The organism is Streptomyces sp. NPDC002676 (assembly GCF_053592455.1).
In genome coordinates, this window is the sequence record NZ_JBSFVT010000002.1 from 218,089 (window position 1) to 232,931 (window position 14,843).

14 protein-coding genes are annotated in these 14,843 nt (G+C 69.5%); 5 read left to right on the forward strand and 9 right to left on the reverse strand.

From position 1 onward, the window contains the following. Positions 1 to 149: 149 nt before the first annotated feature. The 5 genes from ACWD3E_RS08105 to ACWD3E_RS08125 all read left to right on the forward strand — a co-directional run bounded on the left by ACWD3E_RS08105 (position 150) and on the right by ACWD3E_RS08125 (position 7,076). Complete coding sequence (locus tag ACWD3E_RS08105; protein WP_451386702.1) at positions 150 to 671, forward strand: hypothetical protein; 522 nt, start codon at positions 150 to 152, stop codon at positions 669 to 671. A gap of 140 nt (positions 672 to 811) precedes the next feature. Next, positions 812 to 2,041: an FAD-dependent monooxygenase gene (locus ACWD3E_RS08110; protein ID WP_451386703.1), complete on the forward strand. Its 1,230-nt coding sequence runs from the start codon at positions 812 to 814 to the stop codon at positions 2,039 to 2,041. 122 nt (positions 2,042 to 2,163) lie between these two features. Beyond that, on the forward strand, positions 2,164 to 2,931 hold the full coding sequence (locus tag ACWD3E_RS08115; protein ID WP_451386704.1) for a sulfite exporter TauE/SafE family protein: 768 nt from the start codon (positions 2,164 to 2,166) through the stop codon (positions 2,929 to 2,931). A gap of 78 nt (positions 2,932 to 3,009) precedes the next feature. After that, positions 3,010 to 4,290: a sialidase family protein gene (locus ACWD3E_RS08120; protein ID WP_451386705.1), complete on the forward strand. Its 1,281-nt coding sequence runs from the start codon at positions 3,010 to 3,012 to the stop codon at positions 4,288 to 4,290. Between the two features lie 113 nt (positions 4,291 to 4,403). Next, positions 4,404 to 7,076, forward strand: coding sequence for a glycosyl hydrolase (locus ACWD3E_RS08125; RefSeq protein WP_451386706.1), 2,673 nt, complete (start codon positions 4,404 to 4,406; stop codon positions 7,074 to 7,076). A 75-nt stretch (positions 7,077 to 7,151) separates the two neighbouring features. Here the strand turns inward: ACWD3E_RS08125 and ACWD3E_RS08130 are convergent, their stop codons facing one another. From ACWD3E_RS08130 to ACWD3E_RS08170, 9 genes are all read right to left on the reverse strand, one after another. After that, positions 7,152 to 7,829, reverse strand: coding sequence for a DUF998 domain-containing protein (locus ACWD3E_RS08130; protein WP_451386707.1), 678 nt, complete (start codon positions 7,827 to 7,829; stop codon positions 7,152 to 7,154). Positions 7,830 to 7,955: 126 nt separating this feature from the next. After that, positions 7,956 to 8,072 (reverse strand): DUF6893 family small protein, encoded by a 117-nt coding sequence (locus ACWD3E_RS08135; protein ID WP_451386708.1) that lies wholly within the window; start codon positions 8,070 to 8,072, stop codon positions 7,956 to 7,958. Positions 8,073 to 8,091: 19 nt separating this feature from the next. Next, positions 8,092 to 8,607, reverse strand: coding sequence for a hydrogenase maturation protease (locus ACWD3E_RS08140; protein WP_451386709.1), 516 nt, complete (start codon positions 8,605 to 8,607; stop codon positions 8,092 to 8,094). Beyond that, positions 8,604 to 10,007 (reverse strand): hypothetical protein, encoded by a 1,404-nt coding sequence (locus tag ACWD3E_RS08145; protein ID WP_451386710.1) that lies wholly within the window; start codon positions 10,005 to 10,007, stop codon positions 8,604 to 8,606. The genes ACWD3E_RS08140 and ACWD3E_RS08145 overlap by 4 nt, the downstream gene beginning before the upstream one ends. After that, positions 10,004 to 10,642 (reverse strand): DUF6084 family protein, encoded by a 639-nt coding sequence (locus ACWD3E_RS08150; RefSeq protein ID WP_451386711.1) that lies wholly within the window; start codon positions 10,640 to 10,642, stop codon positions 10,004 to 10,006. The genes ACWD3E_RS08145 and ACWD3E_RS08150 overlap by 4 nt, the downstream gene beginning before the upstream one ends. Further along, positions 10,639 to 11,316 (reverse strand): DUF5947 family protein, encoded by a 678-nt coding sequence (locus ACWD3E_RS08155; protein ID WP_451386712.1) that lies wholly within the window; start codon positions 11,314 to 11,316, stop codon positions 10,639 to 10,641. The genes ACWD3E_RS08150 and ACWD3E_RS08155 overlap by 4 nt, the downstream gene beginning before the upstream one ends. Then, positions 11,313 to 11,864, reverse strand: coding sequence for a hypothetical protein (locus ACWD3E_RS08160; protein WP_451386713.1), 552 nt, complete (start codon positions 11,862 to 11,864; stop codon positions 11,313 to 11,315). Before ACWD3E_RS08160 ends, ACWD3E_RS08155 begins: the two co-directional genes overlap by 4 nt. Further along, positions 11,861 to 13,645 (reverse strand): nickel-dependent hydrogenase large subunit, encoded by a 1,785-nt coding sequence (locus tag ACWD3E_RS08165; protein WP_451386714.1) that lies wholly within the window; start codon positions 13,643 to 13,645, stop codon positions 11,861 to 11,863. Before ACWD3E_RS08165 ends, ACWD3E_RS08160 begins: the two co-directional genes overlap by 4 nt. Positions 13,646 to 13,738: 93 nt before the next feature. Continuing rightward, the gene (locus tag ACWD3E_RS08170) at positions 13,739 to 14,821 is read right to left on the reverse strand and encodes an NADH-quinone oxidoreductase subunit B family protein (protein WP_451386715.1); all 1,083 of its coding nucleotides are present in this window, start codon (positions 14,819 to 14,821) and stop codon (positions 13,739 to 13,741) included. Positions 14,822 to 14,843 lie beyond the last annotated feature (22 nt).

Below are 14,843 nucleotides of genomic sequence, written 5' to 3' on the forward strand. Positions count from 1 at the left end.
AAGCCCGCCAGGAAACCGCTACGACGTTGTTCGGCGCTTCCGCGGGTGGATCACCGCACGCCAGACCCGCGCGCAGGATCTGGCGCGCCCGGGCGTTTTTGTGTGAGCGCCCGAGATCCCTGTTTCGACCCCCGGAAGGGGCATATGTCATGCGCGCGACTACGACCAGGATGCGGCGCATAGCCGCTGTGGTTTGCACGGCACCCATCCTTGCCATCGCGGCCGGAGCCGGCGCTGCCAGCGCTGCCGCTTCCCCCTCGTCGTCCCACGTCGCCTCTGTTTCCTCTCACGACAACAGCTGTTGTTGGGATGACGGCTGGGGTTGGGGACACCGCTGCCACTCGGATGACGGCTGGGGCTGGGGACACCGCTGCCACTCGGATGACGGCTGGGGCTGGGGCTGGGGAGACCACGACCACTCCAATGACGGCTGGGGTTGGGGAGACGGTGGCCACTCCAGTGACGGCTGGGGCGGCGGCTACGGCGGTGACCACGGCGGCTACGGCGGCGGTGACCACGGCGGCTACGGCGGCGGTGACCACAGCGGCTACGGCGGTGGTGACCACGGCGGCTACGGCGGTGGTGGTGACCACGGCGGTGGCGGCGGCTACGGCGGCGGTGGCGGCGGCTACGGCGGCGGCGGTGGCGGCGGCGGTGGGCATGGATACTGACGCTCCAGCGCAGTAAGTCCTCGATCAACATGCAGCAGTTCTGTGAGCACTGCACCCGGATGCCCGAACATCTCGGGCATCCGGACCCGTCTGGAACAGCAGGCCTCCCATCCGACCCGTAGCCGGGGTGGTGTGTAGCGGTGAGGATCGTGTGCGTCGGTGCGGGGCCCGCAGGGTTGTATTTCGCGATCTCGGCCAAGTTGCGCGATGCCGGACACGAGATCACCGTGTTCGACCGTGACCCGCCCGCGGCCACCTACGGCTGGGGTGTCGTGTACTGGGACGACCTGCTGGACGTCCTCTATCGCAACGATCCGGAAAGCGCGCGGGAGGTCGCCGCCAGGTCTGTGCTGTGGCAGGACCAGGAGGTGCGTGTGCACGGCTCGTACGGCGAGCAGACGGCGTACTTCGGGGGTTACGGATACAGCATGAGCCGATCGGCACTGCTCGACGTCCTGGCTCGGCGTGCATCACAGCTCGGCGTCGACATCCAGTACGGCCACCACGTTGCGGCCCTCTCCACACTTCCCGAGGCGGACCTCCTCGTTGCCGCCGACGGTGCGCACAGCCGGATTCGGGAACACGACGAAGCATTCGGAACACGCATCGATGTCGGTCTCAATCCCTACATCTGGCTCGGCACGGACCAGGCGTTCCGCAGTTTCGTGTTCAGCTTCGAGCGGACCTCGGCCGGATGGATCTGGTTTCACGCCTATCCCTCGGTCGCGGGAATCAGCACCTGCATCGTTGAATGCTCACCGCAAACCTGGCACGGTCTGGGACTCGACGTGCTCGCCCCCGACCAGGGAGTGCGGCTGCTGGAGGACATCTTCAAACGCCCACTCGACGGCCACCGCCTGCTCAGCCGATCACGGGGTGCACCAGCGCATTGGCAGCGCTTCTCGCACGTGACCAACAAGACCTGGTACCACGGGACGACGGTGCTCGTCGGCGATGCTGCACACACCACCCACTTCACGTTGGGGTCGGGCACCAGACTGGCGATCATCGACGCGATCGTCCTCGCACACAGCCTGAGCGAATACCTTCACGTGGAGGACGCGCTGCGGGAGTACGACCGCCATCGCCGCGCGGAACTCCACACGGTGCAGGCGGCCGCGCGTACGAGCATGGCGTGGTTCGAGCACCTGGACCAGTACATCGACCGCGATGCTGTCGCGTTCGCACACGCCATGTCGGTACGCCACGGTGGCCAGAACCCCTGGCACTACCAGCTTCACCTTGCCACCCAAATCGCTGCCGTACGCACGGCACGGCGCGCCTTCGCCACCGGCCGACGCTGGTACCTCGCCCGCCGACGAGGCGAAGGGAAATACAACCAGTCACGTCAGACCACCGGACCACGGTGATCACCACGTGCTGCCCAGCCGGGCGCGCAGCGGCCTGACACCTCGCGCCGATCGTGCTGGTCGGGGACAACGTCCGCGATCACCTGACGGGCCATTGATCTCTCGCACGTCCTGACCAGAGGATGGCGAAGATCATGCCGGATATTCGGGGGGCGTCTGTGGCGAGCGCTGTGACGGCCGAGCTGCTGCTGGGTGGCATCGTTGTATTGGGCGCATCCGTGCAGTGGCTTACGGGAATGGGGTTCGCACTCATCGCGGTGCCCGCGCTCGTTCTGGTGCTCGGGCCCGCCCAGGGGGTGGTGCTGGCGAATTGCGCGGCCGGCGTCATCAGCGTGGTGGGACTCACCGCGGGCTGGAGGCGAGTGCGACTCGGCGCAATGTTTCCCCTGGTCATCGCTTCCGCGTGTACCGTGCCCGCGGGTTCATGGGTGGCCGCCCGACTACCCGAACCCGTACTGCTGGCAGGCGTGGGCGTTCTCGTGACCGCAGCGGTGGTTTTCGTGATGGGAGGCGTGCGCATACGCGCTCTGAGGGGAACGAGGGGGGCAGTGACCGCGGGCGCCGTGGGCGGCTTCATGAATTCCGCGGCCGGCGTGGGCGGGCCACCGTATTCCCTGTATGCGGTGAATGCGGGCTGGCCGGTACGGGAATTTGTACCGAACGCGCAATTTTACGGGATCGTGGTGAACGTGTTCTCGGTCGCCGCCAACGGGGTGCCGAAGCTGAGCGGGACCGCGTGGACGGTGGCCACGGTCGCCATGGTGGCGGGCGCCCTCATCGGCAGGGCGCTCGCGCCGAGGATGCCGGAGCAGTGGGTTCGGCGGCTCATCCTCGTCCTGGCACTGACCGGCGGCCTTTCCGTGCTGGTCAAGGGCCTGCAGGGATTGTGATGGCCGGGTGTCACGAAACCGCACCTGCGCCAGCACAGCCCAAGACGAACCGTCATCAGCGGAGTTGGGGGAATCGCCGTGCGCACACGTACAAGGGCGTCTTTCATAGCCACCGCGGCAGCGTTACTGCTCGTCGCCACCGCGGGCAGTTCCGCAGCCTCGGGCGACAGCCAGCCAGTCCACCTGGTCTCACCGGGTGGCCCTTACGCCGACTGCGACATCAACGGTGACGGGACCGGCACCAACTACCTTTCGGCGGAGGACGAGCCGTACGTCACCGTCTCTCCGCACGACTCACGCAAAGCGGTCGGCATCTTCCAGCAGGACCGCTGGTCCGCCGGCGCCCGTGGGCTGACCGCCACCTACACCCACGACGGGCGGCACTTCACCGAGACCCCGCTGCCGTTCTCACACTGCGCGCCAGGCGGGCTCGACTACCAGCGTGCGTCGGACGGCTGGGTGAGCACCGGCCGGGACGGCACGGTCCAGGCCAGCGGGCTGGCGTTCGACGCCACCGGCGCACGCAACGCCGTGGCCGCCTCGACGTCGTACGACGGCGGGCGCACCTGGAGGCACACGGTCCCCCTGATCGACGACACGCAGGCCGAGTTCAGCAACGACAAAAACTCCGTCACCGCCGATCCCGTCCACCCCGGCGTCGCCGACCCGCGCACCGACACCCTCTACGACGTCTTCGACTGGCAGACGTACGACATCGACTACACGACCGGCACCTTCACGCCCACCGACCTGCACTTCGCGTTGGTCAAGTCGACCGACCAGGGCCGCACCTGGAGCAAGCCCGCCACCGTCGCGAAGGACACGGCCGTCAACGAGGTCGACCCCAACGCCCCCGACGACCCGGCCAAGGCCCTGCGTGCGGGCGGCGACCTGCCGAACGTCGCCATCGATCCGCACACCGGCGAGCTGTATGTCGCCTACGAAGGCTCGGACTTCAACCGTGGCGCATACAACTCCGTGGAGCTGACGCACTCCACCGACGGTGGCCGTACCTGGTCCGCTCCGACACGGGTCAACACAGTTGCCTCCGCGCCTGCCTTCACGCCCTCCATCAGCGTGGACGCCCGCGGCACGGTCGCGATCACCTACTACGACCTGCGCTACCTGACCCCCGGGAACACCACCACCCTGCCCACCGCCGCCTGGCTGCTCAGGTTCCCCCGCGGCGCGGAGAACCACGCCACCGAGCGCCGCATCTCCCGTGTCTTCGGCTGGCTCCAGGCCCCTTACGCCAGGGGCCACTTCCTCGGCGACCACCAGGGCCTCGTCACCGACGGCCGCCTCGCCCTACGGCCGTTGTTCGTCGAAAGCAGGCAGTTCGACCGCGCCGGATCCTGAGGTAAACACCCACCCATTTTTTCCCGTGAGTCCTTTGTGTGACTGTTGTGGCCACGCCAAGATCCTCTCTGCGCCGGGACACCCCCATACGTCCGGCGCAGGGAGGAGAGGGCATGTTGCCCCCAAGACACCAGCGACGGTTCATAGCCTGCACCGTCGTGGCCGCCGCGTTCGGACTGGTGAGCACCCAGTCGTTCGCGGCGTCGCATGACACAAGGCTCCGCCCCTGGCAGGCGCGCCACCAGGCCGCGATGGGCCGCCAGCACGTCAAGGCGGTGCACGCGGGCCACGGAATGTCCGCCTTCGCGTCCGAGGGCGATGACGACGGTGCCGACGAGGCAGAGAACTCCGCCGAGGCCACGGCCCAGTTCACCGAGGCGCGGACCGCCCCCGGCGTGGTGGCGCCCGGCGCCTACGGGGCGGCCTGGCAGCAGTTGCAGTCCATGCGGCACACGCGCGGCAGCTGGGACCATGTCACCAAGAAGGTGTACAACTCGGACGACCCCCGCTACCGCGATCTGAACTCCAACTCCAGCGGCGGCTCGGGCGACGTCACCGGCCGCATCACCGGCATCGCCGCCGACGACCAGGGCTATGTGTACGCGGGCGGTGCCAACGGCGGCGTCTTCCGTTCCACGACCGGCGGCGGACACTGGAAGCCGATCGCCGACAAACTGCCCTCCCTCTCGACCGGCACCCTCAGCCTCGACAGTGAGAAGCGGCTCTGGTACGCCACGGGTGAGTCCAACACCGGCGCGACGTCCTTCGTCGGCACGGGCGTGTACGTCCTGAAGGACCCGCGCCACGGCCAGTTCCAGCCCGGCGACCGCGTGGGCGGCGCCGAACTGGAGTCCACCGTCATCCACGCCCTGCGGTTCGCCGGCACCAGGGTCTGGGCCGCGACCAGCACCGGCGTCTGGTCGCACTCCACCACCACCCTCTCCGGGCCGTGGAAGCACGAGTTCGCCCCCAACCCCGACTACCTGCCGGGCGGTTCGAAGGCGGACGACCCGAGCGCGCCGTACAAGAACATCGCCAACGACATCGCCGTCGACCCCAAGGACCCGGACAAGGTCCTCCTCGCGGTCGGCTGGCGCGGCGGCGACACCTACAACGGGCTGTACGCCAAGCAGGACGACGGCAGCTGGAAGCCGGCCGCCGACCTCGGCGACCTGCCCACCAGCAGCGCCGACGTCGGTAACATGACCTTCGCCGCCGCGGCCGACGGCTCGCGTCTGTACGCCATCGACCAGTCGCCGGCGCAGATGGCTGCCAACCCGGACAGCGGGCTCAAGGGCGTGTACGTGTCGAAGAACGGCTCGCCGTTCGGCCCGTGGACGCAGATCGCCGACTACACCAAGCTGAAGGCGTCCGGATCCGCCCTCCAGAGCGAGGGCTACATGCCCGGCATCCAGTCCTGGTACAACCAGTTCCTCCAGGTCGACCCGGCCGATGCCGACCACGTCTACCTCGGCCTGGAAGAGGTCTTCGAGACCAAGAACGGCGGCTCGACCTGGACGGCCCCGGGCCCGTACTGGAACTTCCCCTTCCCCTGCTGGAGCATCGACCCCTCGAAGCAGACCGGCGACTGCTCGCCCACGACGCACTCCGACCAGCACGCGGTCGCGATCGGCAGCTACCGGGGCAAGAGCTGGGCGTACGTCGGCAACGACGGCGGCATCTACCGCCGCCCGCTCAACGGCGCTGTCGACTCCGGCGGCCACGCCAAGGACTGGCAGTCCCTCAACGACGGCACCATCGACGCCTTGCAGTACTACTCCGTGGGCGTCGGAAAGGACCTCACCTACGGCGGCGTCTCGGTGACCGGCGGCCTCCAGGACAACGGCCAGTCCATCCTGCGCGGCCACGACAAGGTCATGGGCTCCAACTTCGGCGGCGACGGCGGCGACACCCTCACCGACCCCGCCAACGGCTGCAACATCGCCGCCGAGTACGTGTACCTGGACATGTGGGTGACGCAGAACTGCGGCGTGAACGACGGTTCCTGGTCGACCGACCCGTCCAAGGCCACCGAGTACGAGGTCGCCCCTCCGGACAAGGACCTCGGCGGCGCGGGTGCCCGCTTCATCGCCCCGATCACCGCCGACGCCAAGGACACCAACACCTGGGTGGCCGGCGGGCGTCACGTGTGGGTGCAGACCAAGGGCTACGCGATCCGCTCCGGCAAGGAGTGGACGAACGCCTACGACCTCGGCGAGGGCCACGTGGCCACGGCCGTGGCGTCCTCCGGCGGCACGGTGTACGTCGGCTGGTGCGGCCCCTGCAACAACCAGGGCTTCACCCGGGGCATCGCGGTCGGCAACGCCGACGGCACCGGCTGGCACCAGCTGAACCTCCCGGTCGACGGCACCATCCCGAACCGCTACATCTCCGGCTTCGAGATCGACCCGGCCGACGCCCAGCACGTGTACGTCGCGGTCAACGGCTTCTCCCGCAGGTGGACCGAGGGACCGGGCGCGGGCATCGGCCACGTCTTCGAGTCCAAGGACGGCGGCACGAGCTGGACGGACATCTCCGCCAACCTGCCCGACGTCCCCGCCGACACGGTCAAGCTCCTCCCGAACGGCGGCCTCGCCCTCGGCACCGACCTGGCCACCTTCTACCGGCCCGCCGGCGCCACCAAGTGGCTGGTCCTGGGCCACAACCTGCCCACCACGGCCGTCATGCAGCTACGCCTCGGCCCGGACGGCAAGCTGTACGCCGCCACCCACGGACGCGGCATCCGGTCCTTCGACGTACGGCGCCTCAAGGGCCGTAAGGACTGATCAGCACTCGTAGGCCCGTCATACGACGACGGCCGGTGCGACCCCGCTTCCCGGGGCGCACCGGCCGTGTCGCGTTCATGGATTCGCGGCCAGGTTCTCCCTTCTCGCCGGCGCATCTTGCATGCGAGTTTCCTGGCGGAACAGGCCACGGACGCCGATGGACAGCGCCCACACCAAGAGGGGAAACGCCGCTACCCGCTCCATGCCTCCCATACCGAGTCCGAGATAGCGGTGGGAGAGAAAGAGCCCGAAGGACGTGATCGCGATTGCTCCCAGCAGGCTGGTCGCCGAGCGCAGCGGACTCGGCACATCGTCCGCCAGACCAACTCCCGTCAGCACAAGGCCGATGTTGCCCATGGCCATGATGAGCAGCGCACCCAGGACATGCTGGTTCTCGTGGACGTCCGCGGGTGCCAGCCCGGCCAACACGAATCCCACTCCGGCGCAGGCCAACAGGCACCGGGCCACGATCGCGGTCGCGCCTCTGCGCCACAGAGCCCCGGCGAAGACGACACCGACCACGAGGAGCGTTCCCAAAGCGACGAACGAGGCGTTCATCAGGCCGTGTTCGGGCGAGCAGACATAGCGTGGTTCGGGTTCCGACTGCATGGCGCAGTGAGCGTTACCCAAGTCGCTGATGTTGTTCCGCGCCCAACTGTATGGCCTGCTCCAGGCCGACTCGACGATCCCGTGGGCCACAAAGAACTGCGATACACCCGCGACCCACGCGACGTAGCCGATCCGAGCCTTCAACTTTCCGCCCTCTCTCGCAGATTTCACGTGCGAACAGCGGATCACGCACGGCCGGCCTCGGACACTCCGACAAGCCCCCGGGCACGAGGTAGGGCAGACCCTACGTACAGCCGCGCCTCAGGGGGCTCACATCCGGCTGATGCGCAGGTAGCGGCGGAGGTCGGGCAAGACCCCCGCGAGGACGGCCACGGCGGCAAGGGCGGTGGCGAGGGCGGCGGTGATGCCGAAGGCGCTCTTTTTCATGATGTCTCCGTCTCGGGCTTCATACGACGGCTTCCTGGCGGACGAGTTCGGTCACCGTGCGGACCGCCTCGGGCACCGCGGCGGCGACCTTCGGGCTGAGTCCCATGCCTTCGTCGAGGTCGGCCGGTTCGCAGCCGACGACGAGGATCCGGCGCGGCGGTGCGGCGCCCGTGCCGGCGCAGAGGGTGTCCAGCAGCGCGAGGACCGTGTCGGGCGTCATCCGGTGGCCGTCGAGGGGCGCGGCCGTGGCGCCGGGGTCCCGCTCGCCGGGCACCGTGGCGTCGATCACGTAGAGCGTGCCGGGTGGGCCGCCGCGGACGGTGACGTCGACGAGGACGAGGGTGTCCCAGCCGTCGAGGAGCTGGTAGGCGAGATGGACGCCGCGGACTCCGATGTCGGCGACTTCCACGTAGGGCGGCAGGGTCTCCTGGGCGAGGCGCCGGACGGTCTCGACGCCGAATCCGTCGTCGCCGAGGAAGACGTTGCCGACTCCGGCCACAAGGGTGCGGGCCGTGCCGGGCGCGGGGTCGTTCACCGGTCCTCCAGGGCTTCCACCTCGTCGGGCTGGAAGTAGAGGAAGCGGCCCTGTTCGCGGCGGATGTCGGCACCCGGGTCGTCCTCGATCGTGACGGCGATGTGCACGCCGCCGTCGACGTCGTGCAGGACCGCCTCGACGACAGCGCTGCGGCCGTCGACGAAGAGGTCCTGTGCGTCGGTGCGGCGCAGGCGGGGGCGCAGCCGGACACGGCTGCCGGCGCGGACCGGGCGTCCGTCGACGAGGACTTGGTCCCGGGCCGGGTCGACCCCGGTGTCGCCTCCCGGGTCCCACCAGGGGGTGTCCGGCCGCAGGTGACCGCCGTCGGCGTCGGGTTCCTTGGGGCCGGTGACCTCCCGGAGGCTGCGTACGGCTCCGTGGAGACGCTCCAGCACCTCGGGGGGCATGGTGTCCGCGAGGTCGATGACGGCCGCGGAGCGGGCATCGGTTCCGCGGGCCTCGCGTTTCTCCTCGTCGGTGAGGGCCGCGGTGCGCAGGGCGAGGATCTCGTCGATCTCGGTGGCGTCGTAGAGGGCGCCGGGGCTCTCGGGGGCGATGGCCGGGTGGTCCTCGAGGATGATGGGCGAGGAGAGCATGAGGTCGGCGCGGCCGGGTTCGCCGGCGAGCACGGGCCAGGTGTGCTCGTTGCGGCACATGGCGACGGCTCCCCTGGCCCATTCGGGCGGGTCGGTCATCGACAGGAACGACCCGGCGTCGAGGCGCAGCAGTACATGGGTGGCGACCAGGGAGTACGGCAGGGCCGCGTGGCGGTCCGTGCCGGGCTCGGCGGTCCAGGTCCCGGTGTTGGCCACGGTGACCGACAGGCGCCGGACGCGGTAGGGGCCGTCGAGTTCGGTCGCCGTGACGTGCAGGGTCCCGGTGATCTCCGCGCGGCGGCGCACGAGCCTGCCGAGCACCCGTCCCTGGCTGTCGGCGACCTGTTCGGTCTCCTCGGCGGCGGGGCGGGTGAAGGGCACGGTGGTGCCGTCGCCGTCCAGGGCGTCGACGGGGACGACGAGGGTGACACGTTCCTCGGCGCCTTCGTCCCAGGCGACCAGGACCCGGTCGGGCAGGTGCAATTCGTCCGTCGGAGCGTAGCGGCCGTCCTCGCGGAGTTCCTCGACGGTCCGGCGCTGGGCGCGCAGGAAGCGGACCTCCACGGCGAGTTCGGCACCCGCCTTCGGCTCCATCAGGCATTCGGTGCGCTGGGCGGCGTGCTCCTCGGTGCCGGCGCTCCAGGACGGCGGCACGAGCACCCCGAACTGCCAGCGGAGCCGGTTCTTCGCGGCCGAGGCCCGGTACGGGTAGAGCACATACCCTTCGAAGAGGACGGCGTCGGCGACGTGCCGGGCGACCTCCAGCCGTTCCTCGGTGTCGGGTGTGAAGGCGACGGTGGTCATCGGGGTCTCTCCCCCGCAGCTTCGAGGAGGGCGTCGACGGTGGCCTGCCAGGACGGCAGCGCATGGCGGGACCGATAGGCGAGCAGGGCGTCCATGGCGTCGCCCGGCAGCCGGATCCATCCGCAGCCGGGAAAGTGCTGGTCGATCATCTCGTGCCAGACCTTCACGGGCATCGGGTGGGCGATCTCCTTGTCCCAGGGGATGGGCTCGACGTGGAAGCCTCCGGGTCCGGTGAACGCGGTGCCGGAGAACAGCAGGAGCAGGGGTGCGTCGCCGCCGGCGAGCGCGCGGAAGTACCGCGAGGCGGCGATGTCGGTGTCGTACGTGCACGGCACGACGAGGTCGGTCTCGGTCTCGCCGGTGAAGCCGGGGACGACGGTGGAGACCTGGGCGAACTGCAACGGCTGGAGGCTACTGGCCCAGCGGGAGCGCTCGCCGAAGAGGTCGCCCAGTGCCTCGGCCTCGGTGTCGTCGTAGCCGCGTCGGGCGGGTTCGATGCGGATCTGGCAGCGCAGGGCGAGGGCGTGCACGCGGGTGCCGCCCGACGCACCGATGCGCAGCCGGAACACGAGGGTGGGGCCGGCCGCGTAGGCGTCGGCGCGGACGCCCGTGCAGTGGAAGGAGAACTCGGTCACGACCGGCTCCCGTGCGGTGCGCGGGCCTGGTGGCGGACGCGGTCGAAGAGGGCGTCGAGGTCGGCGCGCGCCTCGGCACCCCCGTCGAAGCCCTGCCACAGCAGCCGCATGCGGCCGACCAGTTCGTAGCAGACGTCGACCGGTACGAGGTGGCACTCGGTGCGGCCCTCGTGGCGGCGCAGCAGCAGGGCTTCGACGTCGGGTTCGAGGCGGCCGGCGAGGGGGGCCGCGGCGAGGAGCGACTGCCAGGCGGCCTGGTCGAGTTCGCTCTCGGTGGCGCCCGCGGGGCTCGGGTAGAGCAGCACCGGCCGGTCGAGGGCGGAGTTGTGGAAGAGGAAAGCGACGGAGACCGGGATCCGCAGGGTGTCCCACGTCCGGTCGTCGATGCGGTGTTCCGGATCGCTCAGGAAGCGGTCGGGCACCGCGTGGAAGCGGCCGTGGGATGTCGTGGGGCCCGCCATGAGCTGGTGGCACGGTCCGCAGGCGCACACCAGGGCCCTGTTGTCGCTGTCGACGAGGTGACGATGGTGGACCTCCTCGGGCAGCTGTGCGCCGCACAGTCCGCAGCGTTCGCCCTCGGGCGGTCGGGGCGCGGTGAACCGGTGCAGGCCCGTGCGGCGCAGCGCCTTCGGGGCGTACGGGAGCGGCCCCGTGTCGCTCGGAAGGGCGGTCACGGTGCGCCGCCCGTCGTCCGGCCGTCCCGGGTGGACGGGCGGGCTCCGATCTGGAGGAGGGCCGGCTCGCGCGGGGCGGCCTCGAGTTCGACGTCGGTGACCTCGGGGGCGAAGCAGGCCAGGGCGTCTGCGGCCGCTTGGCGGATGGCGTCCCGTGTGCTGGGGCAGCCGCAGCCGGCGGAGGCGGCAACCCGGAGACGCAGGATTCCGGTGGCCGGGTCCAACCCGGCGTTCTCCACGTGCTGCGGCAGGCCGGACAGGGCCCGGTCGATGCGTGCCTCGGTGTTCTCGGGGTGCAGTCCGTGGAGCGTCAGCAGGCTCGCGACGAACTCGTCCGCGAACAGGGCGCCGAGCGGTTCGGCGGGCGGCCGGGCGGCCGGACGGCCGAGGAGGTCCACGATGCGGGCCAGCCCGGCGCCGTAGAACTCCATCAGGACGCGTACGAGTTCCTCGGCCGCCGCGCCGGCGTCGGGATCGGCGTGCCGGGCGAGCCGGTCGAGGACCTCCTCGACGCGTCGGCCGGCCTGTTCGGCAGGGGTGGCGCTCATCCAGCCAGTCCGCTCAGGCCGGTGGGCACGTGCATCGACTTCACGGTCCGGCCGTTGCCGGTGTACATGTGCACGCCGCAGGGCAGGCAGGGGTCGAAGCTGCGGACGGTTCGCATGATGTCGATGCCCTTGAAGTTCTCCGGCGTGTTCTCCTCGAAGATCGGCGTGTTCTGCACGGCGTCCTCGTAGGGGCCGGGGGTGCCGAAGCTGTCCCGGACGGAGGCGTTCCAGGGGGTGGGCGGGTACGGGTGGTAGTTGGCGATCTTGCCGTCCCGGATCACCATGTGGTGGGACAGCACGCCGCGGACCGCCTCGGTGAAGCCGACGCCGATGGACTCGTCGGGGACCTCGAACTTCTCCCAGGTCTGGGTGCGTCCGGCGCGGACCTCCTCCAGTCCCTTCTCGGCGCAGTGCAGGGCGACGGCCGCCGCGTACGCCTGGAAGTAGGTACGGGCGCGGTTGCGCTCCAGTGCGTTGCTCCACCGCGGGATCTTCCACTCGAAGGTGGTCTCCGGCTTGGTGAGCGTGCGCGGCAGGTTGATGACGACGCTCTGCCCGGTGGCCTTGACGTAGCCGATGTCGACGAGCCCGGACAGGGCGGTGGACCACAGGCGGGCGAGGGGGCCGCCGCCGGTGTCCAGCGCCAGGTGGTCCTTGCCGTCGAACCAGCGCGGGGACATGACCCAGCTGTACTTGTCGTCGAAGTCCCGCTTCTGCGGGGCCGGGATGGTGTGCTGGTTCCAGGGGTGGCGCGGGTCGATCGGGTTGCCCAGCGGGTCGTGGGTGACGAACTGCTGCTGGCCCTCCCAGTCCTCGTAGTAGGAGCTGCCGAGCAGGATGCGGATGCCGAGGTTGATCTCGGTGAGGTCGTTGGTGACGAGCTTGCCGTCGACGATGATGCCGGGGGTGACGAACATCCGCCGGCCCCAGTTGGTCATGTTGGCGTAGGTGAAGTCGCAGTACTCGGGGTCGTTGAGCGCGCCCCAGCAACCGAGCATGACGCGGCGGCGTCCGACCTCCTCGTAGCCCGGCAGCGCCTCGTAGAAGAAGTCGAAGAGGTCGTCGTGGAGCGGGACGACGCGCTTCATGAACTCGACGTAGCGCATGAGCCGAGTGAGGTAGTCGGTGAACAGTTGCACCGACGCGACGGTGCCGACGCCTCCGGGGTAGAGCGTGGAGGGGTGGACGTGCCGTCCCTCCATCAGGCAGAACATCTCCCGGGTGTAGCGGCTGACCTGGAGCGCCTCGCGGTAGAACTCGCCCTCGAGGGGGTTGAGGGACCGCATGATGTCGGCGATCGTGCGGTAGCCGTGCTCGGCGGCGTGCGGGGCTTCGGTGCGTTCGGCGAGTTCGAGGACCCCGGGGTTGGTCTCGCGGACCATCTTCTCGCAGTAGTCGACCCCGACCAGGTTCTCCTGGAAGATGTTGTGGTCGAACATGTACTCGGCGGACTCGCCGAGGTTGATGATCCACTCGCCCAGGTGCGGCGGCTTCACTCCGTACGCCATGTTCTGCGTGTACACGGAGCACGTGGCGTGGTTGTCGCCGCAGATGCCGCAGATGCGGCTGGTGATGAAGTGGGCGTCGCGGGGGTCCTTGCCGCGCATGAAGACGCTGTAGCCGCGGAACACGGAGGACGTGCTGTAGCACTCCGCGACGCGCTTCTGCTTGAAATCGATCTTGGTGTGGATCCCGAGGCTGCCCACGATGCGTGTGATGGGATCCCACGCCATCTCCACCAGGCCGGAGCCGTCAGCCTTCGTCTTCGTCGGAGGTGCCATGATCGTTGCGGTGCCCTTCGTCAGCTCTTCGGCAGCTCTTCGGCCGATAGACAGGGGGAGTTCGGGGGGTCGTACGAGGCAGTGGTGAGGCCGTCACCAGGGCGGCCGGTAACCGGTGGTGACCCGGTCGCCGGTATGCCGCCACTTCGGCTCCTTGTCCACGGTCCGGGCGGTGATGGACCGGAGGCGGCGGATGACGGAGCCGTACACGCCGCTCGTGGTGCTGGACACCCTGCTGCCGGGCGGCTCGTCCATGAACGGCATGAACTTGTCCGGGAATCCGGGCATGGTGCACGCGATGCAGATGCCGCCGACGTTCGGGCAGCCGCCGAGGCCGTTCATCCAGCCGCGCTTGGGGACGTTGCACTTGACGACCGGTCCCCAGCAGCCCAGTTTCACCAGACACTTCGGCGAGTCGTACGTGTCGGCGAACTGGCCCTGCTCGTAGTAGCCGGCCCGGTCACAGCCTTCGTGCACGGTCGCGCCGAACAGCCACGTCGGGCGCAGCTTGTCGTCCAGCGGGATCATCGGCGCGGACCCGACGGCCTGGTAGAGCAGGTACGTCAAGGTCTCCGCGAAGTTGTCGGGCTGGATCGGGCAGCCGGGGACGCACACGATCGGGATGCCCGCGTGGGACTTCCAGTCCCAGCCGAGGTAGTCGGGCACGCCCATTGCGCCGGTGGGGTTGCCCGCCATCGCGTGGATGCCGCCGTACGTGGCGCAGGTGCCGATCGCGACCACCGCGAGCGCCTTGGGGGCCAGGCGATCGATCCACTCGCTGGTGGTGATGGGCTGGCCGGTCTCCGGGTTGTCGCCGAAGCCGCACCAGTAGCCCTCCCGCTTGATGGCCTCGTTCGGGATCGATCCCTCGATCACCAGCACGAACGGGTCGATCTCGCCCCGCTCCCCCTTGAAGAACCAGTCGATGAACGTGTCTGCGCCGCCCACCGGACCGCACTCGAAGTCGATCAGTGGCCAGTGCACGGCGATCCTGGGCAGTCCAGGCAGCCCGGCCAGGGCGATCTCCTCGATGCTGGGCTGCATGGCCGCGGTCAGCGCCACGGAGTCGCCGTCGCAGCTCAGTCCGGCGTTGATCCAGAGGATGTGGATCGGCTTTTCCTCGCTGCCGGGGGCAGCACCCTGGTCCTCGACCGGTGCCGGCGATGCAGCGCTCATGGGTCGCCTCCTGGGGAGGGGG